This is a genomic window from Rhodocaloribacter sp., assembly GCF_056451265.1.
In genome coordinates this window covers 77,683-97,775 of sequence record NZ_JBWOPL010000053.1, presented here as the reverse complement: position 1 = coordinate 97,775, position 20,093 = coordinate 77,683, and the positions used below count along the sequence as shown (strand labels likewise).

Genomic DNA, 20,093 nt, shown 5'->3' with positions numbered 1-20,093 from the left:
GAAGCATCCACAAGCTCCGCCGGGGGCTTTTCCCTACCGATCATTTTTACAGCCCCCTCGGGGAGGAGCGTCATCATGATGGATCCGTTTTCAGAGACAGGCCAGGACACGCCCGCTCGGCGGGAACGTCCGCGCCTGGCCGTTACGCTCGGCGATCCCAACGGCATCGGGCCGGAAGTCGTCATCAAATGCCTTGCCGACTCCCGGCTGAATAAATACATGGAGCCGCTCGTCATCGGCTCGGCGGAGGTGCTCCGGGTGCATGCCGCCAGGCTCGGCTTCGGGGATCTCCGGCTCCGCATCGTCCATGAAGCGCCGGAGCGCATCGAGCAAGGAGGAATCACCGTCCTCGACGTGACCGGCGGGTCGTCGTTCGACGTGCAGTTCGGCGCGATCACCGAGGCGGGGGGGCAGCTGGCGATGCAGGCCGTCGCGCGCGCCGTCGATCTGTGCATGAGCGGTGAGGTCGACGCCATGGTGACGGCTCCGATCTCGAAAGAAGCCATCGCCATGGCGGGCTACCGGGAGCCGGGACACACGGAGTTCATCGCCCGTCGCACCGGATGCGAGCGCTTCACGATGATGATGATCGCGGACAAACTCCGGGTGGGGCTCGTCACCGGCCACCTCGCAATATGGGACGTGCCGAAGTACGTCACGCGGGAGGCGATCCTCGAAAAGGTGGAGATCATCAGCGAGAGTCTCATCCGTGATTTCGCCATTGCCCGACCCCGGATCGCCGTCCTCGGATTGAACCCGCACGCGGGCGACGGGGGCGTGATGGGGCACGAAGAGGAAGATTTCATCCTCCCGGCCATCGCAGAAGCACGCGAGCGAGGGCGGCTCGTTTTCGGTCCTTTCGCGGCGGACGGCTTCTTCGCCGTGAGCGGGTACCGGAACTATGACGCCGTGCTCGCCATGTATCATGATCAGGGCCTCGTGCCGTTCAAGACGCTCGCTTTCGACACCGGCGTCAACTTTACGGCGGGTTTGCCGATCGTCCGCACCTCGCCCGACCACGGCACCGCCTACGACATTGCCGGGAGCGGGAAAGCATCGCCGGGGAGCATGCGGAGCGCCATCTATCTCGCCATCGACATAGCCCGCCGCCGCCCGCCCTTGAGCCGCCGGAAGGCGAGTTGAGCGGGGCGCAGACCTTTTCGGTAACCAGCGTTGAAAGAGCCCCATGACGGATCCATCGGATCGGAGAGAGACGCCCCCGTATTCCGTGCTCGCGGCGGGTTATGACGTGGTGATGGAGCACGTGGATTACGCTTTCTGGGCCGCGTACGTGCACGGACTGATCCGCACCTTCCTTCCCGAGGCGCAGACGGTGCTCGAACTTGGCTGCGGCACGGGCTCGCTCGCGCTCGAACTCGCGCCCATGGGGCCGTATCGCTATGCCGGGACGGACGCCGTGCCGGAGATGATCCGCGTGGCGCGGGCCAAAGCCGAGATGACGGGCGTGGACCTGCTCTTCGAGGTGGCCGACTTCACGAACTACCGCGTCGAAGCGCCCGTGGACGTGGCGCTGCTCGTCTACGACGGGCTGAACTACCTCCTGGAGACGGACGCCATACGCGCCCTCTTCCGCTGTACGTTCGAAGCCCTCCGGCCCGGCGGCCTCTTCCTCTTCGATCAGAGCACCCCGGCGAACTCGGAGAACAACGAGGCGCTTTTCGAGGACGAAGGCTCCTACGATGCGTTCAGTTTCCGCCGTCATAGTCGATACGACCGGGAGACGCGCCTCCACACGACGACGTTCGAACTGACGGTGACCGGGCGCACGTTCCTCGAAACCCACGTACAGAAGGCGTATACGCCGGATGAGATCCGCGCGCTCGTCGAGGAGGCCGGCTTCGAGATCGAGGCTGCCTATGACGGGTTCTCGAAGCGGGAGGCGAAGGCGGACTCCGAGCGCGTCCACTGGGTCGTGCGCCGCCCCGCCGCGTCGCAGGCCACCTGACCCGACGAGAGCGCCTCCGGATGTCCGGCGGATTTGGTATACTGCAGCCCGCGCGCTCGATGAGTGTTCGCCTTTCCAACCCCAGCACGCTCCGACCTTGATCGAACTGAAGCACGTCACGGTCTCGCACACGCTTCCCAACGGTTCGAAGCGCGTCGTCTTCGAGGACCTCTCGCTGCATATCCGCCGGGGGGAGATGGTCTACCTCGTCGGGCCGACCGGCAGCGGGAAGACGACCCTCATGCGCCTGATGTACATGGACGTGCTGCCCGACGCCGGCGTCGTTCGCATCGGTGACTACCGGAGCGACACCATTCGTCCCCGGGACACGCCGTACCTTCGCCGGTCCCTCGGCGTCGTCTTTCAGGATTTTCAACTCTTGCCCGATCGGAACGTCTTCGAGAACGTCGCCTTTGCCCTGTATGCGACGGGGAAGAGCGGGGCGCAGGTGAAGAATCGGGTGTTGCAGACGCTCTCGCGCGTCGGGCTGAGCCACAAGCGCAAACGTTATCCGCACGAACTCTCCGGCGGTGAACAGCAGCGTGTGGTGATCGCCCGCGCCATCGTCAACGAGCCGTGGATTCTCCTGGCCGACGAGCCCACGGGCAACCTCGATCCCGCCGTGGCCGACGAGATACAAAAGTTGCTCCTCGGCTTGCACCGGCAGGGCATGACCGTCCTCATGGCGACGCACGATTACCGCCTCGTCCGCAAGTTTCCCGCCCGGACGCTTGCCTTCGTGAAGGGACAACTCGTAGAGGTGGATCCGGAGACCCTTCACGAGGCGTGATTCATTTCCGGGGCGTCTTCCCGTCGGGTGCGCGGCAATGGGTTTGCTCGGCTGTACCGGGGGCGTTATATTTTGCCCGCTTGACGCTTTGCGATGACGGGAGTGCGGCGCTCCGTACCCCCTCATTTTTTATCCACCCGCGAAGCCTCGGGTCCACCGCCGGGCGGGGCCATGCCACAGGTCTCCCGTATCACGCACTCATCTCACACTGACTCTATGGAAGCGCTGGCTCATTTCATTGACTTGGCAAATGACCTGTTGTCACCCGTCCTCGTCATCGGTCTGCTGGGGGCGGGTGTTTTCTTGACGCTCCGTCTCGGGTTCATTCAGGTACGGCGACTGGCGCATGGGTTTGCGGTCACCTCGGGTAAGTACGACGATCCGAACGAGCCCGGCGACGTCTCCCACTTTCAGGCGCTCACCACCGCGCTCTCGGCCACGGTCGGCATCGGAAACATCGCGGGGGTGGCGCTGGCGATCCACTGGGGAGGGCCGGGCGCGCTCTTCTGGATGTGGATGACGGCCCTCCTGGGCATGGCCACCAAATACAGCGAGGTCACGCTCGCGCAATACTATCGCGTGAACATCGACGGGGGAAAGGCCTGGGAAGGCTCGGTGGCCGGCGGTCCGATGTACTATATCGAGAAGGGGATGAAGGAGGTCTACGGGTGGAACTGGAAACCCGTGGCGGTCTTTTTCGCCTTCATGCTCATGCTGACTTCCTTCATGACCGGCAACGCCATTCAGGCCAACACCATTGCGACCGAAGTCGCCTCGAACTTCGGCGTCGCCACGTGGATCACCGGGCTTGTGACGGCCACGCTCGTGGGCATCGTCATCATCGGCGGGATCAAGCGCATCGGAGCGGTGACGGGCATCCTCGCGCCGGTGATGGCGGGGCTGTACGTCGTCAGCGCGTTGTTCATTCTGATCCTCAACGCCGGAGCCGTGCCCGCGGCGCTCGGGCGGATCATCGTCGAAGCTTTCAATCCCACGGCAGGCGTCGCCGGCACGGGCATCGGTCTCTTCCTCGTGACGATGCGGTACGGGGTGCAGCGAGGGCTCTTCTCGAACGAGGCGGGGCAGGGCTCGGCCCCGATCGCCCACTCGGCGGCGAAAACCGACGAGCCGGTCTCGGAAGGCGTCGTGGCCCTGCTCGAACCCTTCATCGACACGATCGTCATCTGCACCACCACCGGGCTCGTCATCGTCGCCACGGGCGTCTTCGATGCCAAGGTGCCGACGACCATCCCGCTCAACGACAACAACATCTCGTACCTGGAGATCGACGCGAAGGGCAATTACGATTCGATCCGGGCGCCCGAACGGCTGGAAGTGCGCGAGGGCATCCCGGTCGTGGAAGGCGACGAGGACGCTCGGTTCGCATATTTCGACGTCCCGGTCGATACCCTCTACCTCGACGAAGATCACACGACCGTCTTTAGCGGCGTCATCTTTCCGTCGGAAGGGGTGGCGCGGGATGCGTCGGGGCAGGAATACGACGCGCTCTACGGCAATGCGGTCAAGAACAGCGCCCCGCTCACCTCGCTCGGCTTCCAGCGGGGACTCGAACCCGTCGGACTTGCGCCGCTCGGGCGGTGGGTGGTGCTCATCTGCGTCTTCCTCTTCGCCATCTCCACGGCGATCTCGTGGAGCTATTACGGCGATCGTTGCGCCAACTATCTCTTTGGCAAACGGGCCATCCTGCCGTACAAAATGGTCTTCCTCGTCATGCATTTCCTCGGCGCCGTGGTGGCGGTCACCACCATCTGGGACATCGGCGACGTGGCCCTCTCGCTCGTAACCTTGCCCAACGTCATCACCCTCGTCCTGCTCTCGGGATTGCTCAGCCGGATCACAAAGAGTTATTTCGAGCGGAAGCCGTGGTTGGAAAATGCAGAGGTCCGGGCGCGTCTGCGGGCGGAGAAGAAGGCGAAAAAAGACGCCCACTGAGTTCCAAACCCGGCACGACGGACCTTCCATGAAGAACCTGACCATCGTCGATCATCCGCTCTTGCGCCGGGATGTGACCATCCTCCGGCGGCGCGATACCCCGCACGGACTGTTCCGGAAGACGCTTTCGGATGCGGCCGCCATCCTGGCCTATGAGTCGATGCGCGATCTCCGCCTCCGCTCGTTCCCCATCGAGACGCCCCTGGAGCGGACGACCGGTTATGAGGTGGCGGACGAGGTGATCGTGGTGCCCATCCTGCGCGCGGGCCTCGGCATGGTCGATGGATTCATCCGCTTCCTTCCGACGGCCCGCATCGGACATCTGGGCATGTATCGGGACAAGGAGACGCACCGGCCGGTGGACTATTACAGCAACATCCCGGGCGGGCTGGAGACGGCCCGCGTCTTCGTCGTCGATCCGATGCTTGCCACGGGCGGGAGCGCCGTAGGCGCCGTACGCCACCTGAAGGAGCGCGGGGCGCGGCGCTTCACGTTCGTCTGCCTCGTGGCGGCGCCCGAGGGCGTGAAGGCGCTCACCGAGGCGCATCCGGAAGTCGCCGTCTTCACCGCCGCCCTCGACCGCGAGCTCGACGACCATGCCTACATTCGCCCCGGCCTCGGGGACGCGGGCGACCGAATTTTCGGGACCTCGGAATGACCCTGCCCGTTTCCATCGAATCCCTCCCGTCTATGCTACGCCTTCGTTTTCTTCTCCTTTTGACGCTCGTCTCTTTGCCGGCGGCGGCGCAGGAATACACGTTCGAAGTGCCCCGCGTGGTGCTCAACGACATCCCGTTCACCGTCACGGTGCGGAGCCCCGACGTCCTCTTCGATGAGGAGCAGGCGGCGACGTATGCCGTGCTCATGGACGGGAAACGGTTCCCGCTCGAATTCCGACGCGTCGACGGGGAGCGGGTGCTCGTGGCCGAAGGGCTGACGACCTCCGAGAGCGGGCGCGTTCGGCTGACCCTCATGCGCGACGGCGCGGTGCTGCGAGAGGCCTCGACGCGTTCCACACCCGGGTGGCTCTCTATCGTGCCGCCGCTGCTGGCCATTGCCGTGGCGCTGGCTTTCAAACGGGTGGTGCCGGCCCTCTTCCTCGGCCTGTGGATCGGCGCGTGGACGGTGGCGGGCGGAGGGCTCGGCTTCTGGCAGGGCGTGCTCGATTCGTTCCAGGTCTACGTGCTCGGCGCCCTCTCCGACCCCGATCACGCGGCCATCATCCTGTTCTCCCTCATGATCGGAGGCATGGTGGGCATCATCTCCCGCAACGGCGGCATGCAGGGCGTGGTCAACCATATCGTCCGCTGGGCGAAAGACGCCCGGCGCGGGCAGATCGCCACGGGCGCGCTCGGCGTGGCGATTTTCTTCGACGACTACGCCAACACGCTCGTGGTGGGCAATACGATGCGGCCCGTCACCGACCGGCTGCGGATCTCCCGCGAAAAGCTCGCCTACATCGTCGACTCGACGGCGGCGCCCGTCTCGGCGCTCGCGCTCGTCACCACGTGGATCGGCTTCGAGGTGGGTCTCATCGGCGACGCCGTATCGAAGATCGAAGGCTACGATGAGGCCGCCTATTCGATTTTTCTCAGTTCGATCCCGTACAGCTTCTACCCCATCCTCGCGATCTTCTTCGTGTTTCTCATCGCCTGGACGAATCGCGACTTCGGGCCGATGTACCGGGCCGAGGTGCGCGCCCGGACGACCGGACAGGTGCTCCGGCCCGGCGCGAGCGTGGACGAAGAGGCGGCGGAGGGGAAGGACGTGCAGCCGAAGCCGGACAAGCCGCACCGCGTGATCAACGCCGTCCTCCCCATCGTAGTGCTCATCGGGACCGTGCTCGTCGGCCTCTACGTCACGGGTGAGGGCGAAACGCTCCGCGACATCATCGGCTCGGCGGACTCGTACAAGTCGCTCATGTGGGCCTCGTTGCTCAGCGTGCTCACGGCCGTGGGCCTCTCGATCGGGCAGCGCATCCTCACGCTCCACGAAGCCATCGACGCGTGGTATTCGGGGCTCAAGGCGATGCTCTTCGCCATGATCATTCTTGTGCTGGCCTGGTCGCTCTCCTCGATCACCGAGGTGCTCCACACCGCCGACTACCTCGTGCACCTGCTCGGCGACACGCTCCCGCCCGCGTTCGTGCCGGCCATCGTCTTCATCCTCTCGGCGGCGACGGCCTTCGCCACCGGATCGAGCTGGGGCACGATGGGCATTTTGCTCCCGCTCGTGGTGCCGCTCTCGTGGGCCGTGCTCATGGCCAACGGCATGGCCGACCCCGTTCATTATCACGTGCTCTATTCCACCATCGCGTGCATCCTGGCCGGCTCCGTCTGGGGCGATCACTGCTCACCCATCTCCGACACCACCATCCTCTCGTCGATGGCCTCGGGCTGCGATCACATCGATCACGTGAGCACTCAGATCCCGTACGCCCTGCTCGTCGGCGGCGTCGGTCTCGTGCTGGGGACGATCCCGGTTGGGCTGGGTGCGCCGTGGTGGGCAGGCTTAATCGTTGGGATTGCGGTGCTTTATGCCGTGCTCCGGTTCTACGGGAAAACGGTCGCGCCGACGGCGCCGTCCGAAGTGCCGGTGACCGAAGAAGCCACCCCCTGATCCGTGCCGGAATGAAAAGCCGGGGAGTCGCCGTCCACCCTGCGGGGCCGGGACGTAAAGGCCTTGCGTGCTCGGTCGTATACGCCGTCGAAAAATTTTTTTCACCGATCATTTCTTATCTGAGATATGCTGCTCGATTCCGACAACCGACCCTGGGGACGCTGGGAAGAATATTTGAATGAGCCCGGTTACCGGGTCAAGCGCATCGTCGTCAACCCCGGCCAGAGGCTTTCGCTTCAAAAGCACCGCCATCGTCGCGAACACTGGGTCATCGTGCGGGGCGAAGGGCTTTTCACGCTCGATCGGGACGTGACGCGCGTCAGGAACGGAGACCATGTGGAGATCCCCGTCGGCGGGGTGCATCGCATCGAGAACGATGGCGAGGATTACCTGGTCATCATCGAGACGCAACTCGGCCTCTGTCTCGAGGACGACATCATCCGGCTCGAAGACGACTACGGTCGCGCCGAGTGACGGGCGCGTCCGTGCTCACGAGCGTTTTTCGAGTTCGTCGAGAAGGCGAAAGGCGATGGCCTGGGCAAGGGCGGGTGCGTTGCCCCAGGCGCGGTTGTTGGCGATGAGGTGGAGCACGGCGCCCTGGGCCTCGGCCCGAAGCGCGAGCGCGACGGCGTCGAGCACCATGTCCCGGGCTTGCTTGGTCTCGCTCAACGCCGGCACGGGCCGGTCGAACGGATAGGCAAGCGCATACGCCTCGGCATAGGGCATGCGGAGGGGCGTCAGCAGGCGCGCCACGGCGGTCCCGTCGGCGGCGGTGAACCGCGCCCCGCACAGCCGCCACTGCTCACGAAGGGGCGGCAGCCACGTCCAGTGGCTGAAGACGAAGCCGAGGCCCCGATCCGCGAGCCAGTCGAAGTACGGGGAGACGAGCAGGTGCGCCGACCGCAGCTCGAGATGCGCCTGTACGTCGCCGGGGAGGGCGCCGAAGAAGCCGTCGAGCTCGGCGATGTTCTCCACAGGGTCCGGGCTTTCGGCGCGTCGCTGGTACTCCTGTTCGAACAAGAGGCCCGAGAGCCGGTCGCCGAGGAGCTTGCGGGCGGGTTCGATGAACTGCTTCGTGACCCCCTCGGCATCGAGGAAAGAGGGGTTGTTCTCGTAAACGACCTTGCCTTCGCGGCTCCGACGTAGTTTCCGCGCGAAGAAAGTCTGCGGGGCCTTGAGCAGGAATCGCGCGTCGGCAGGGGCCTGATCGGCATATTGCTCGAGCACGAAGAGGTTGTTCGTGGGACGGCCTTCGGCGTCGAGGAGGGGGCGGTAGAACGTAAAGTCGAGCTCGAGCACGTCGAAATGCTCGAAGTAGTCGCGCACGGAGGCGATGGGCACGGTGCGTTCCTCGAACGTTCGCCCGCCGAGCTTACGCTTGCGGGTCTTGACGGCTTTCGCGTAGTGCTCGGGGTAGATCTGTCCGATCCATCCGGCGTACCGGTCGCTCGCCGTGCCGAAGCGAAGGTAGGGGAAGAGGCCGCGAAAGGCGTACGCCGCCGCGCGTTCCCGGCGTTCGACGAGGGAAGGATCGGTCATCGGTCGGGGGGAGGGCCGGTCAGAGGGAGGGCTCTTTCTTCTCGGGGCGCGGGAGCTCGCCCGCGCCGTTGTTCCGCGCTTCGTCGAGGCGGCTTTTTTGGCGGCGGCGATAGCGGATGTTCTTCTGCACCGTGTGAAAGGTGACGAATACGCCCGAGGCGAGGAAGAAATAATACGCCAGGATGCGCCAGACGATCAGGGTCGGGAGCACCATCCCTTTGGGCATGAGCGGGCCGAGGAAGAGCGCGTAAAGCCCTTCGACGCCGCCTGCGCCGCCGGGGGTGGGGAGAATGAGCGAGCCGAGCGTGAGCGCCGCCGTGCGGGCGAAGGCGAGGAGCACGTCGAGGTCGGGCACGACGCTCCAGATGAGCAGCACGAGCAGAAGGTACCGGGCCATCCATGTGCCCATCGTCAGAAGGAAGCCCGTCACGTAGAAGCGGAGCGGTTGCGTACGGAGGATTTTCGCGCGGTGCTCGTACTGGCTCATCTCATGGGCGACGTGCTTCTGAAAGCGCCGAAGCACCTTCAAGCGAAAAACCCTCTCTGCAATCTTTTTGAGCAACGAAGGACGCATGAGCGTCGCATAAGCGAAAACGACCGTCCAGATCAGCAGCGCGATGAAATAGACCACGGAGGTCCAGAAGCCGACCCTTCCAAAAGAGGCGGGGATGACGTCGATGAAGGCGGCGGCGATGAGGACGAAGGGCACGGAGAGCGCAAACCATATCTGGTCGAGGATCATCACGAAGAGCATCCACGCGCCGACCATGCCCACCGGAATCTGCCCTTTCGAACTACCCTTGCTGTCGCGGGAGATGTAGAACGCTGCCAGGGGCGCGCCGCCGACGAGCGAAGGCGTGATGTTCGATGCAAAATCCCAGGCCAGCTGTCCCCGCACGGCGGCCGTGAAAGAAATGCGGCGGTGCGAGACGTAATAGAGTCGCCAGCCGCCGAAGAGGATGCGTGCCGCCACGGAGCCCAGCGCCGCCGTCATCAGCCACGGGTTGAGCCGATGGAGCATCTCCCGGAGATCATCGGGGTTGAACGTGAGATACCCGATGACCAGCAGAACGACGAGACTCAGAAGGATCGGCCAGAGGATGCTCACCCAGGAAATCGGGGGCGGCGACGACGGTTCTTCACCTCCGAGATCTTCCGGAAGGGCGGTTTCTTCGACGGTCGGAGGTGATACGGACATGCGGAGAGACGATTGGTGAACGGCAAAAATACGAAAAGCTGCGAATCGGATCCGGGGATGTGGATAACTGAACCGTTAATGTTTGGTCGGAGCGGACTCATTCGAGCGCGTCGATGGCCGCTCGGAGCTTGCGATAGGTGTCGCGCATTGCCTCGGGAATCACTTTCACGTCGGCCACGACGGGCATGAAATTCGTATCGGCCTGCCACCGAGGTACGACGTGCACGTGGAGGTGTTGCGGGATGCCTGCCCCCGCCGCGAGCCCCTGGTTGATTCCGACGTTGTACCCCTCCGGCTTCAGCGCGTGATCGATCCATTGCATGCACCGCGCGAGAGTATCGGCTATGGCGTTCCGCTCCTCGGTGGTCAACGCTCCGTATTCCGATACCTCTCGGAAGGGCACGATCATGAGGTGTCCGTTGTTGTACGGATAGAGATTCATGATGACGAAGACGTGTTCGCCGCGCCAGAGGATGAAGTTCTCCTCATCCCGGTCTTCTGCGGCCAACCGCGTGAAGATGGAGCCGTCGTCCGGCTCCCGCGGATCGCGGTTCGACATCCGTTCGATATGCCGTGAGCGCCAGGGGCTCCACATCCGTTTCATGCGCGTCGGATCAGTGGGTGGGAGGGACCGGGATTCAGGCGACCTTACGCCCGTCTCGGGTATCCATGTTTCCGGGCTCGGACGGTTTTGTGCGAATCTCCTCGGGAAGCGAGCGGCGGCACGCGCTGCGCGGCCGCGCCCCCGGGCGTTCCGAAAACTTCCCGGCGCATGGGGAGTTGTAGGGGTTTCGATAACCTCAGGGAGCGGAAAGCCCCGATCACGATACTGCCGAACCGAATGGACCTGCGCCGAGCCGACATGCACACCCACACGAACTGCTCCGACGGCGAACGCTCGCCGACGGAACTCGTGCGTAAAGCCGGGGAATACGGTCTTGCGGCGCTCGCCATCACCGACCACGACACCATCGAAGGGTTGCCGGAAGCCCTGGCGGCGGGCGTGGAGTACGGTGTGGAGGTCGTCTCCGGGGTGGAGTTGAGCGTGACGGTGGGGGATCGCGAGATTCATCTGCTGGGCTACTTCTTCGATCCGGCGCACGCAGGCTTGCGGGAGTATCTGACCTCGTATCGCGAACGGCGCCGGGAGCGCGGGCTCGCGATGGTGGAGCGTCTCCAATCGCTCGGCGTTCCGCTTCGCTTCGAGGCGGTGCTCGAACAGTCGGGCGACGGGGTGATCGGGCGGCCCCACGTGGCGCGCGCACTCCATGCCGGAGGACACGTCGAGACGTACGTCGACGCCTTCGACCGGTACCTCGCCGACGGCGGCCCCGCCTTCGTCGCAAAGGAGCCCTTCCCGGCCGAGCAGGCCCTCGACCTCCTCCACGAAGCCGGGGGTATCGGCGCCATCGCGCATCCCGGACACTGGACCGCCACCGAGGTGCTCATGACGCTCATTCGCATGGGCCTCGACGGCATCGAGACGATCCATCCTTCCCACGATGCGATGCTGACGGACTATTATCGTCAGATCGCCCGGGATTTTCTCTTGCTTGAAACGGGCGGTTCGGATTATCATGGCTTCCGGGAGCAGGACGAGGAAAACTTCGGGCACATAAGCATCCCCTATCCTCGTTTCGACCGCGCCCGGCGCCGCGCCCGGATGGGTATGCTCACCACGTGAGGGGTATACCTGCTACCTGCAGGAGAAACCGTCCCGCCTCGCGACAGGAGAGCAGAGGCGACCCCGGGCAAGGCGCCAGCTATCTCGAATCACACACTTTGAACGGCGGCCGCGTCTCGCTTCACGACGCCGCAACGAATCATCCGGATGCCTGAAATCATCGAAGGACAACTCCTGGCGCAGGAGGCGAGCTTTGCGCTCGTCGTGAGCCGGTTCAACGCTTTCATCTCCGAGAAACTCCTCGATGGCGCGCTCGATGCGCTTCGGCGTCATGGCGCGGACATGGACCGCGTCACGGTGGCGTGGTGTCCGGGCGCTTTTGAAATCCCCCTCGTGGCAAGAAAGATCGCCGAAAAAGGCGACGCCGACGCCGTGATCTGCCTCGGCGCGGTGATCCGCGGGGCCACCTCGCATTACGACTTCGTCGCGGGCGAGGCGGCGAAAGGAGTCGCGCATGCCTCGCTCGCCACGGGCGTGCCCGTCATCTTCGGCGTCCTCACGACGGACACCATCGAGCAGGCTATCGAACGCGCCGGGACGAAGGCGGGAAACAAGGGGGCGGATGCCGCCGTCGCCGCCATCGAGATGGTCAACCTCCTGCGGCAACTCTGATCTTTTCACCAGCCTCTTTGCCCATCGAAGCATCGATACGGATCTGTCATTCGAAACCGGAGACGCGGACCTGGTATAGGATGCTCCGTCGCGCGTTTCCCTTTTGCAAAGAGAGCATGTCGCACCTTCTCCGAGACGCCGCTCGTTCGGCTTCCGCTCGTTCCGTTCCCCGGCGCATGACGCTGCCCGCGCCTTCCCTTCGGGGACTCTTTGCGGCCGTCCTGTTGGCGGTTTGCCTGCCGCAGGCCCATGCGCAGGTAGGGGCCTGGCAGGCGCACACCTCGATGCGGCAGGTCTCCGACGTGGCGGCCTCGCCGGAGACCCTCTGGGCGGCCACCACCGGAGGCATCTTCGGCTTCACGCCCGCCACGGGGGAGTTTCAGCGCTTCACGCCCGTCGAAGGGCTCAACAGCGTCGAGGCGCAGGCCCTCGCTTACGACGCCGCGCGCGGTCTCGTATGGATCGGCTATCAGGACGGCGTCCTCGACCGGCTCGACCCGGCCACGGGCGAGATCCGCACCTTCCGGGACATCGCCCGGGCTTCGCAGTTTCCGAACCGCCGCATCAACCGCCTCGTCGTGCAGGGGGACTCCGTGCTCGTGGCGACGGCATTCGGGCTCGTCGTCTTCGATCCCGTCCGCGAAGAGGTGCGGGACACGTACAGTCGGCTCGGAGACATCCCGCCCGCATCCGAGGTCAACGACGTGATCGTGGCCCCGATGCCGGGCGGAGAGGCGGGGTTGTGGCTGGCCACCGAACGGGGCGTGGCGCGGGCCTCGCTCCGCACGACCAACCTTCAGGATCCGGCAGCCTGGACCGTCGAGGATGAGGGGCTGCCCGGTTTCGAGCCCACGACGTTCGCCGTGGCCCACTTCGGCGGACGGCTCTACGTCGGGACCCGGGAGGGGCTGTACCGGCGCGCCGACGACGGAACGTTTCAGTCGGTGGCGTTCACCGACACGGAGATCCGGACGTTCGAGGGGGTCGGAGACCGCCTTTTCGGGACGAGCCGGTTCAACCTCTTCGTCGTCGAACCCGACGGTCGCGCGCGAACGTTGAGGATCGCCGCCTACCAGGATCCGACGGACGTCGTCGCTGGGCCGGACGGCAACCTGTGGTTCGGCGACGTCGTCGGGGGGCTCGTGGGGGTGGCGATGCCCGGCGCTTCGGAGACGGAGCTCGAGGTGGTGCAGGAGGCCGTCCCCGAAGGCCCGTACGAAGATCAGTTTACGGACCTGACCATCGACGTGAACGGCAACCTGTGGGCGGGCGGCGTGGGAAGGCAACGCTCGGGCTTTTACCGCCTCGACCCGGAGGGACACTGGACCTCGTACGCTTCAAGGTTCTTCGACGAGCTCGACGGCATGGATCGCTTCACACGGGTCGGCTCGGACCCCGACGGGAACGCCTGGATCGCTTCGGAGAACGGTGGCGTCGTACAGGTGACGCCGGAGGGGACCCTGGTCGTCTACGACGAGACGAACTCGTCGTTGCTCCCGACGCAGGAGGGCAACCTGATTGCCGGGGGTGTGGCCTCCGAGGTGGACGGTACGGTATGGGTCACCACGCGCGGATCTGCCCGCCCGCTCCACGTCCGCACCCCCGACGGGGCATGGACGGCGCTGCCGCCCCTGCTCGGGGACGGCCTCACCTCGTCCGCCAGCGCATACGGGCGCATCTATATCGACGCCTTCGATCAAAAGTGGATCATCGTACGAAACGAGCGCAATTTCAATCAGAAACGCGGCCTCGCCATACTCGATACGGGCGGTACGCCCACCGATCCGGCCGACGACATCTTCCGCTTTCTCGACGAGAAAGGGGGGGCGGGGCGGGGCCTGCCGAGCCCGTCCGTGACGGCGATTGCCGAGGATCGGTCGGGGCTGATCTGGCTCGGCACCGAGAGCGGGCTGGCCTTCATGCTCAACACCGGCATCGTGGCGCAGGATGCATCGAGCGAGCCCAGCTGGCCGACGTGGGCCGACCGCGCGCGGGGCACCTTCGTCCTGTTCGGTCTTCGGATCAACGACATCGCCGTCGATCCGGCCAACCGGTTGTGGGTCGCCACGGATCAGGGTGCGTGGCTCATCGAAGCGGCCGCCGAGGGCGGGTATGACTTCGTCGAACAGTTTACCACGGAGAATGCGCCGCTCTTCTCGGATGAGATTCTCGCCGTGGAGGTCGACGGCCGGACCGGCCGCGTCTATTTCGCAACCGACCGGGGCCTGATCAGCTTCCAGGGCGAAGCCGTCTCGCCTGCGAAAGAGGCGGGCGATCTGTTCGTCTACCCCAATCCGGTCGTTCTGACGGCCGGTGCGGAGCCGGATATCTTCATAGAAGGGCTGGTGGAGGAGACGGAGGTGCGCATCCTCGCGCCGAACGGGGCCGTGGTGGCGCGTCTCTCGGCGCGTGGGGGGCGCGTCCGCTGGGACGGCCGCGACCTCGAACGGCGGCTCGTGCCCTCCGGCGTCTACCTCGTCGTAGCCGTCGGGCTCAACGATGAAGGGACCGCCTACGGAAAAGTCGCCGTCATCCGCTAGGCGCTGGAGCGGGAACCTGTGCCGGAGAGCGGAGGTTGTACGCCCCCTTCGGAAGCAAGGGCCGTCAGAGGCCATTACATAAAAAGTTCATTCGGTTCTTTTGAAAAGCTTCGGCGTTCTTTTCTATTTTGAGAATCTATGTGACATGGTGACCGTAGCTCAGTCGGTTAGAGCGCCAGGTTGTGGCCCTGGAGGTCGGGGGTTCAATTCCCCTCGGTCACCCTTCTTCGGCAGGGGGCGCCTTTCAAAAGCCGCGCTCCGGAAGCCGACCCAATCATCCGCCGCGTTCGTCTAGGGGTCTAGGACGCCGGCCTTTCACGCCGGTAACACGGGTTCAAATCCCGTACGCGGTACCACAGCCTCGGGCCATTCGGTCCCGGGGCTTTTTTTTTGGCCCCTTCCGGCATCGTCTTTGATAATGGTCATCAGAAGAGCAGAATAAGGCCATGCAGGTCGTTTTCGCTTTTTTTCGATGGAAATGAGACTCAAGGATGATCCAGAAGATGAGAAAGGCCGGGCGAGAAGCCGCGTTTCGGGTACGGACCACGGGAGCGGTTGTGGTGAAGACGCCGGTGGGTCGTCGGCAGACGGCGACGGCGCTGGCATGGCGCCAACCTTCACGGCTGCTCAAGCCCGCCGCACTGCTCGAGGAAGCGGATCGGATGCTCGCGCGGCGCAACGCCGTCCTCCGCAACGTGCGGCTCGGCTCGGCGCCCGCCCGTCTGTTCGGGCATCTGCGCTTTGCGGGCGAACGGGTGCTTCAGGATCGGGCCGTTCCCCTCGGCGACCTTCTCGGGTATGGCGTCAATGCGCTCGGGTTGATCGACCGGTACATCGACGGCATCCTCGAAGGGTGGCGGCACGGCTTCGCGGAGACGAGCTACCACTTCACCCACACGCACGGCCTCGACCGCGAAGGCGCGCTCATCATCGTGGACTTCAGCGCGGTCTCGTTCCGCTTCCGTGAGATCGAGCGGGACGTCGAGGCGCGGGCCTGGGAGCGCGCCTGGGAAGGTCGCTCCGACCTCGCCCCTGCGCTTCGGAAATATCTCTTCCGGGAGATGGCGCGTCGGGTCACGGGCGCGCATCTGCGTCGGCTCTGGCTGGAGGCGCGTCGCACGCGCGAGAGCGCCCTCTGCCTCGTCAAGCCTGCGCCTTCGGAGCGGGACCGGCGGGCCGCGAACGTGGCGCTGGCGAACTGACGAACAATTTTTCACTTCGAAACCATGGTGAAAGGCAGCGCGCAGGCCGGTCCATCCCCCCAATGGTTGATCTGGTGAATAATCCCGGGTGGATGGGTCTGCGTGCTCCTTTCATCTCGAGTCCCGCCCCTTTCTTGCCTCTCCCGTGCGGCATACTCCTCCGCATCCGGCCCGGGTGGCAAGAATCCGCGAAAGCCGTCTTCCCGAGGTCGAATATCGGGATGAGACGCCGGCGCGGAGAGACATGGCCGAAAAGAAACGGCATTGTTCCATTTTTCAACGGCAAAAGGCAAAAAAAGCGTTTTTGCGCGAAAAGAGAAGGTTTACTGTTTCAAAAAGGGACTGGCACAGCGTTTGTCGAAAGGGTGTGTGCGACGACATCATTTTGAAATGCCGGTTCTGAGGAGGGAAGCCTCGCCGAGTAGCTTTCCCTCAGAAACGGATGGATCCTTCACAGATACGACGTTCATTCCCCGAGCCCAAACGAATCCATGATTTCTTTTAGTCTGTCAGGCGCATTTCTGATCGGGTTGGTTGCTTTCGGAATCACCTATCTGCTGATGCCTGCCGTTCGTCGGGTGGCGCTCGACAAGCAGTGGGTGGACACGCCCGACGGGAAGCGGAAAATTCACCGGGAGGAAATGCCTCGCGTCGGCGGGCTGGCGATCTGGTTCGGCATTGTCGGCGGGCTGCTCGTGACGTTCATCATGGGGCGCGCTTTCGAAACGAGCGTTGTTTCCGGCATCCTCTCTATGCGCTCCGTGCTTTGCCTCATGGCGGGCGCGACGGTCGTGGTCGTCACCGGGCTCCTCGACGACATTTTTCAGATCCGCGCCCGGTACAAGCTCCTCGGGCAGTTCCTCGCTTTCGTCCCGGTGCTTATGTGTGGAGAGATGGTCGGCGCCGTGGCGACGCTCCTCGGCGGCGGGACCGCGGCGACGTTCCTGGCGTTCCCGCTGATCATCGGCTGGGGCATGTTCATCATGAATGCCGTGAACCTCCTCGACGGGATGGACGGACTCGCCGGAGGCGTGACGTTGATCGCGCTGCTCTTTATGGCGCTCATGGGGGGGATGGGCGGCGTCATGCTCCTTTTTCTGATGGCCGCCGCCGGCGCCGTGATGGCGTTCCTGCGATACAACCTGCCTCCCGCGAAAGTCTTTATGGGCGATACCGGGAGCCTGCTGCTCGGGTATCTGCTCGGGGTGTTCGCGCTCGCCTCCCTCGTGGCCGTGCCCTCCGTGAGCCGGATGCTCGCGCTTTTCGTCATCCTCGGGCTTCCCATTCTCGACACGAGCATGACCATCGCGCGACGCATCGCGCGGAAGCGGGACCCCTTCGCCCCGGACCGCGAGCATTTGCATCATCGGGTCCTCGGCCGAATGTTCGGGCATCAGCCGCGCGCACTGCTTGTTTTCTACCTCCTCGGCATTGGCCTTGGCCTCTTTGCCCTGCTCATCGATCAAAGCGACGTGGGGATGGCGGCGCTCTTGGCGGCGTTGGTGGCCGGCCTCGGGTTGTTCATGCTCTGGGAACTGAACTATTTCGACCGCGCATCTTACCGCAAGCACGCGACCCCGGCGGGGAAAGCCTCCGTCGAGGGGCGGCGAAGGAAGAGGGTACGGAAGACGCATCTCCCGATGCATCCCCACGCCCGGGGATCGGTGCGGCGGCACCCCCCGATCCTGTGAGTCGTACGCGGCGTACTCAGGCGGCTGCGCGTTCCGTACGGAGCTGCCGGGCGATCCATCCGGCGCGGAGGGCCAGGAGCAACATCAGCGGGAGCGCGGCGGGATGAAACGCCTGCGGCCAGGCGACGAAGTACCCGCCGAACGTGATGAGTGGGAGCACGACCCCGGCTCGGAAATAAAGCCGGAGCCACCGAACCCGCGCATTCCGCCACAGCGCATAAGCCGCTGCCCCGTGCGTGGGGAGCAGCCAGAGCACGTTCCAGTTCCACTTCGTGACGTGGTGCTCGGTGCCGAGCCACATGAACAGGAGGAACAGCCCCACGAAACCGGCAACGGAGAAGAGCAAGAGGTCCGTACGCGAGGGGCTCGCGGGGAGCACACCCCTGCGAAGAGACATCCCCGTACGCACGAGCCCGACGAGCAAGAGCCCGCTGAAGAGGAGGAGCGGCCAGGGCGGGGCGGCTTGCCCGGGCGCTCGCCCTTCGATCCAGAGCAGGGTGTCCTTGTGCGCCACGAGGTCCCGCACCGAGCCGTCCCGTGACACGGAGGCGTAGTCGAACGCTTCCATGAGGTACTCGGGCAGGAACATCACTTCGTGCGGGGTGGCGATGCGGTCCGTCGGTGCGCCGAGGATGAGGTCGAAGCCGAAGTCGAGCCACGGGCGGTCGGCGACGTACGGATCGAGCAGGGTGCGGAAGCTCTTGTGGGGGTTGGGCTTCGGGGCAAACCGGAGTGCCTCTCCGAGGGTTTTTTCAAGCACGTCCCGGGGACGGGTGGAGCAGTTGTCGAAGAGGAAGTCGTACCGATAGCCCCGATGCTCGGGCTGGGCATTGAAGCGAAGGAACTGGTAGACGGCTTCCGCCTGCCTCGGGCTCAGATCCAGCGTCTGCTCGATGACCGATCGGCGCTGGATTTCACTGGCCCGGATCGTGTACCGAAAGGGGGTCACGGAAAGGAAGTAGTCGAGTTTCCCATAGATGAATTTGGGGATGAAAAAGGGATCCTCGAAATCGAACGTGCCATAATTGAAGACGGCGTCGAAGCCCGTGAGGGGGTCGGAGACGCGGAGCGCGCTGTGCCCGAAGGCCGAATAGAGGGCGTCGCCGGGGAGGATGGTCAGAAGTGAAATCGCGGCGCGTTGGGAGAGCGAGTCCGGAAGCTGGGCCCGGGCGGGGGAGGCGAGCGCGAGGACGAAGGCGAGGATGAGCAGGCGGTGCATGCGGGCGCGGTGGTAGCGGAAAAAGGACGATGCTCCCCTTTACGCGCGTTGTGTCGCTTCGTTGCCGACGACGGAACGAGCCGGAGGGATGGACCGTCGCAATGAACGCGAATTTCAAGAGCGGGACGTTTTTCTTTGAGCGCCGCTTCCTAGCTTTTCGAGCGTCCGCGATCCGGGATGTTTTTGTCGCACGCAACCGCGCATGGAGAAGCCGTGAACCGAAGAGAACGAGCGCGCTTCACCCTCGAAGCGCTCCGAAAGGTTATCCCGAAGCCGGAGACGGAGCTCCGTTACGAGGACGTTTATCAGCTGCTCGTGGCCGTCATCCTCTCGGCGCAGTGCACCGACGAGCGCGTGAACAAGGTGACGCCTGCGTTCTTCGAGGCCTTTCCCACCATCGAAGCGCTGGCCGAGGCGACGCCCGAGCAGGTCTATCCCCTCATCCGGTCGGTCTCGTACCCGAACAACAAGGCGAAGCACCTCGTCGCGATGGCGCGTATGGTGCGCGACGAGTTTGGAGGGGAGATCCCGCGCACGATCAAGGAGCTGCAACGCCTGCCCGGCGTGGGGCGGAAGACCGCGCAGGTGGTGGCCTCGGTCGCCTTCGACAGCCGGGAGGCGCTGCCGGTGGACACCCACGTCTTTCGGGTCGCAAACCGGATCGGACTCGTCACGGAAGACGCCGATACGCCGCTGAAAGTCGAACGTCAACTCAAGCGGATCATCCCGCGCGAGCAATGGGGAGAGGCGCATCATCTGCTCATCCTTCACGGGAGGTACACCTGCACGGCCCGCCATCCGAAGTGCGAACGATGCCCGGTCCGCCCGGTCTGCAAGTATTTCGCACGGGTGCAACGCCTCCCCCCGCCGATGACGGACCTCGACCCGAAGCGCGGAGCGTACTATTGCAAAACCTGCGGCCGTTATTTCGACACGCCCGCGCACCGAACCGACCGGTACGGCGTCGAACAGATCGCCTGCCCGCATTGCGGCTCGATGAACGTTTTTGATACGAAAACTGGACAGACCACGAAAAAGGTCAAGGATTATCGCGTTTGAACGGGGTTCACCGTGATGACC

At 64.5% G+C, this 20,093-nt stretch carries 17 protein-coding genes and 2 tRNA genes; 15 read left to right on the top strand and 4 right to left on the bottom strand.

Features of this window, described 5'->3' with window-relative positions; all coding sequences use genetic code 11:
- Nucleotides 1-75 precede the first annotated feature (75 nt).
- The 7 genes from pdxA to AC1HIY_RS09725 all read left to right on the top strand — a co-directional run bounded on the left by pdxA (nt 76) and on the right by AC1HIY_RS09725 (nt 7,802).
- Complete coding sequence (pdxA, locus tag AC1HIY_RS09755; RefSeq protein ID WP_479576538.1) at nt 76-1,143, top strand: 4-hydroxythreonine-4-phosphate dehydrogenase PdxA; 1,068 nt, start codon at nt 76-78, stop codon at nt 1,141-1,143.
- 43 nt (nt 1,144-1,186) lie between these two features.
- A complete protein-coding gene (locus tag AC1HIY_RS09750; RefSeq protein WP_479576537.1) occupies nt 1,187-1,966 on the top strand; it encodes a class I SAM-dependent DNA methyltransferase in 780 nt (259 codons plus the stop codon).
- A 97-nt stretch (nt 1,967-2,063) separates the two neighbouring features.
- Entirely contained in the window at nt 2,064-2,756 is a 693-nt protein-coding gene (locus AC1HIY_RS09745) for a cell division ATP-binding protein FtsE (RefSeq protein ID WP_479576536.1), read from the top strand.
- Between the two features lie 216 nt (nt 2,757-2,972).
- The gene (locus tag AC1HIY_RS09740; protein WP_479576535.1) at nt 2,973-4,709 is read left to right on the top strand and encodes an alanine/glycine:cation symporter family protein; all 1,737 of its coding nucleotides are present in this window, start codon (nt 2,973-2,975) and stop codon (nt 4,707-4,709) included.
- A gap of 28 nt (nt 4,710-4,737) precedes the next feature.
- On the top strand, nt 4,738-5,367 hold the full coding sequence (upp, locus tag AC1HIY_RS09735; RefSeq protein ID WP_479576534.1) for a uracil phosphoribosyltransferase: 630 nt from the start codon (nt 4,738-4,740) through the stop codon (nt 5,365-5,367).
- A gap of 32 nt (nt 5,368-5,399) precedes the next feature.
- Entirely contained in the window at nt 5,400-7,328 is a 1,929-nt protein-coding gene (locus AC1HIY_RS09730; protein ID WP_479576533.1) for a Na+/H+ antiporter NhaC family protein, read from the top strand.
- A 126-nt stretch (nt 7,329-7,454) separates the two neighbouring features.
- Complete coding sequence (locus AC1HIY_RS09725; protein ID WP_479576532.1) at nt 7,455-7,802, top strand: phosphomannose isomerase type II C-terminal cupin domain; 348 nt, start codon at nt 7,455-7,457, stop codon at nt 7,800-7,802.
- 15 nt (nt 7,803-7,817) lie between these two features.
- On the opposite strand, the gene AC1HIY_RS09720 is transcribed toward AC1HIY_RS09725, so the two are convergent.
- The 3 genes from AC1HIY_RS09720 to AC1HIY_RS09710 all read right to left on the bottom strand — a co-directional run bounded on the left by AC1HIY_RS09720 (nt 7,818) and on the right by AC1HIY_RS09710 (nt 10,669).
- A complete protein-coding gene (locus tag AC1HIY_RS09720; protein ID WP_479576531.1) occupies nt 7,818-8,867 on the bottom strand; it encodes a DUF72 domain-containing protein in 1,050 nt (349 codons plus the stop codon).
- A 19-nt stretch (nt 8,868-8,886) separates the two neighbouring features.
- Nucleotides 8,887-10,065, bottom strand: a complete 1,179-nt coding sequence (locus AC1HIY_RS09715) for a lysylphosphatidylglycerol synthase transmembrane domain-containing protein (RefSeq protein ID WP_479576530.1) — start codon at nt 10,063-10,065, stop codon at nt 8,887-8,889.
- 97 nt (nt 10,066-10,162) lie between these two features.
- Nucleotides 10,163-10,669, bottom strand: coding sequence for an HIT family protein (locus AC1HIY_RS09710; RefSeq protein ID WP_479576529.1), 507 nt, complete (start codon nt 10,667-10,669; stop codon nt 10,163-10,165).
- 237 nt (nt 10,670-10,906) lie between these two features.
- On the opposite strand from AC1HIY_RS09710, the gene AC1HIY_RS09705 reads away from it, so the two are divergent.
- The 7 genes from AC1HIY_RS09705 to AC1HIY_RS09675 all read left to right on the top strand — a co-directional run bounded on the left by AC1HIY_RS09705 (nt 10,907) and on the right by AC1HIY_RS09675 (nt 17,794).
- Complete coding sequence (locus AC1HIY_RS09705) at nt 10,907-11,749, top strand: PHP domain-containing protein (protein WP_479576528.1); 843 nt, start codon at nt 10,907-10,909, stop codon at nt 11,747-11,749.
- A gap of 147 nt (nt 11,750-11,896) precedes the next feature.
- Nucleotides 11,897-12,361, top strand: coding sequence for a 6,7-dimethyl-8-ribityllumazine synthase (gene ribH / locus AC1HIY_RS09700; protein ID WP_479576527.1), 465 nt, complete (start codon nt 11,897-11,899; stop codon nt 12,359-12,361).
- Between the two features lie 116 nt (nt 12,362-12,477).
- Nucleotides 12,478-14,901, top strand: coding sequence for a type IX secretion system anionic LPS delivery protein PorZ (porZ, locus tag AC1HIY_RS09695; RefSeq protein ID WP_479576526.1), 2,424 nt, complete (start codon nt 12,478-12,480; stop codon nt 14,899-14,901).
- A 148-nt stretch (nt 14,902-15,049) separates the two neighbouring features.
- Nucleotides 15,050-15,123 (top strand) — tRNA-His (locus AC1HIY_RS09690).
- Between the two features lie 58 nt (nt 15,124-15,181).
- Nucleotides 15,182-15,257, top strand: a tRNA-Glu gene (locus AC1HIY_RS09685).
- A gap of 135 nt (nt 15,258-15,392) precedes the next feature.
- Nucleotides 15,393-16,103 carry a hypothetical protein gene (locus tag AC1HIY_RS09680; protein WP_479576525.1) on the top strand — a complete coding sequence of 237 codons (711 nt, stop codon included), beginning with the start codon at nt 15,393-15,395 and terminating at the stop codon, nt 16,101-16,103.
- 491 nt (nt 16,104-16,594) lie between these two features.
- Complete coding sequence (locus AC1HIY_RS09675; protein WP_479576524.1) at nt 16,595-17,794, top strand: glycosyltransferase family 4 protein; 1,200 nt, start codon at nt 16,595-16,597, stop codon at nt 17,792-17,794.
- Nucleotides 17,795-17,810: 16 nt separating this feature from the next.
- Here AC1HIY_RS09675 and AC1HIY_RS09670 read toward each other — a convergent pair whose 3' ends face one another.
- A complete protein-coding gene (locus tag AC1HIY_RS09670) occupies nt 17,811-19,013 on the bottom strand; it encodes an Lnb N-terminal periplasmic domain-containing protein (RefSeq protein WP_479576523.1) in 1,203 nt (400 codons plus the stop codon).
- Nucleotides 19,014-19,226: 213 nt separating this feature from the next.
- On the opposite strand from AC1HIY_RS09670, the gene nth reads away from it, so the two are divergent.
- The gene (gene nth / locus AC1HIY_RS09665) at nt 19,227-20,072 is read left to right on the top strand and encodes an endonuclease III (RefSeq protein ID WP_479576522.1); all 846 of its coding nucleotides are present in this window, start codon (nt 19,227-19,229) and stop codon (nt 20,070-20,072) included.
- The last annotated feature ends 21 nt before the right edge of the window (nt 20,073-20,093 follow it).

Bases quoted from the DNA above. Each gene is read 5' to 3' on its own strand.
- AC1HIY_RS09680 (WP_479576525.1), top strand. From the start codon at position 15,393: ATGATCCAGAAGATGAGAAAGGCCGGGCGAGAAGCCGCGTTTCGGGTA.
- pdxA (WP_479576538.1), top strand. From the start codon at position 76: ATGATGGATCCGTTTTCAGAGACAGGCCAGGACACGCCCGCTCGGCGG.
- AC1HIY_RS09730 (WP_479576533.1), top strand. From the start codon at position 5,400: ATGCTACGCCTTCGTTTTCTTCTCCTTTTGACGCTCGTCTCTTTGCCG.
- AC1HIY_RS09725 (WP_479576532.1), top strand. From the start codon at position 7,455: ATGCTGCTCGATTCCGACAACCGACCCTGGGGACGCTGGGAAGAATAT.
- AC1HIY_RS09715 (WP_479576530.1), bottom strand. From the start codon at position 10,065: ATGTCCGTATCACCTCCGACCGTCGAAGAAACCGCCCTTCCGGAAGAT.
- AC1HIY_RS09710 (WP_479576529.1), bottom strand. From the start codon at position 10,669: ATGAAACGGATGTGGAGCCCCTGGCGCTCACGGCATATCGAACGGATG.
- ribH (WP_479576527.1), top strand. From the start codon at position 11,897: ATGCCTGAAATCATCGAAGGACAACTCCTGGCGCAGGAGGCGAGCTTT.
- AC1HIY_RS09750 (WP_479576537.1), top strand. From the start codon at position 1,187: ATGACGGATCCATCGGATCGGAGAGAGACGCCCCCGTATTCCGTGCTC.
- AC1HIY_RS09705 (WP_479576528.1), top strand. From the start codon at position 10,907: ATGGACCTGCGCCGAGCCGACATGCACACCCACACGAACTGCTCCGAC.
- AC1HIY_RS09740 (WP_479576535.1), top strand. From the start codon at position 2,973: ATGGAAGCGCTGGCTCATTTCATTGACTTGGCAAATGACCTGTTGTCA.
- porZ (WP_479576526.1), top strand. From the start codon at position 12,478: ATGTCGCACCTTCTCCGAGACGCCGCTCGTTCGGCTTCCGCTCGTTCC.
- AC1HIY_RS09720 (WP_479576531.1), bottom strand. From the start codon at position 8,867: ATGACCGATCCTTCCCTCGTCGAACGCCGGGAACGCGCGGCGGCGTAC.
- AC1HIY_RS09670 (WP_479576523.1), bottom strand. From the start codon at position 19,013: ATGCACCGCCTGCTCATCCTCGCCTTCGTCCTCGCGCTCGCCTCCCCC.
- AC1HIY_RS09675 (WP_479576524.1), top strand. From the start codon at position 16,595: ATGATTTCTTTTAGTCTGTCAGGCGCATTTCTGATCGGGTTGGTTGCT.
- upp (WP_479576534.1), top strand. From the start codon at position 4,738: ATGAAGAACCTGACCATCGTCGATCATCCGCTCTTGCGCCGGGATGTG.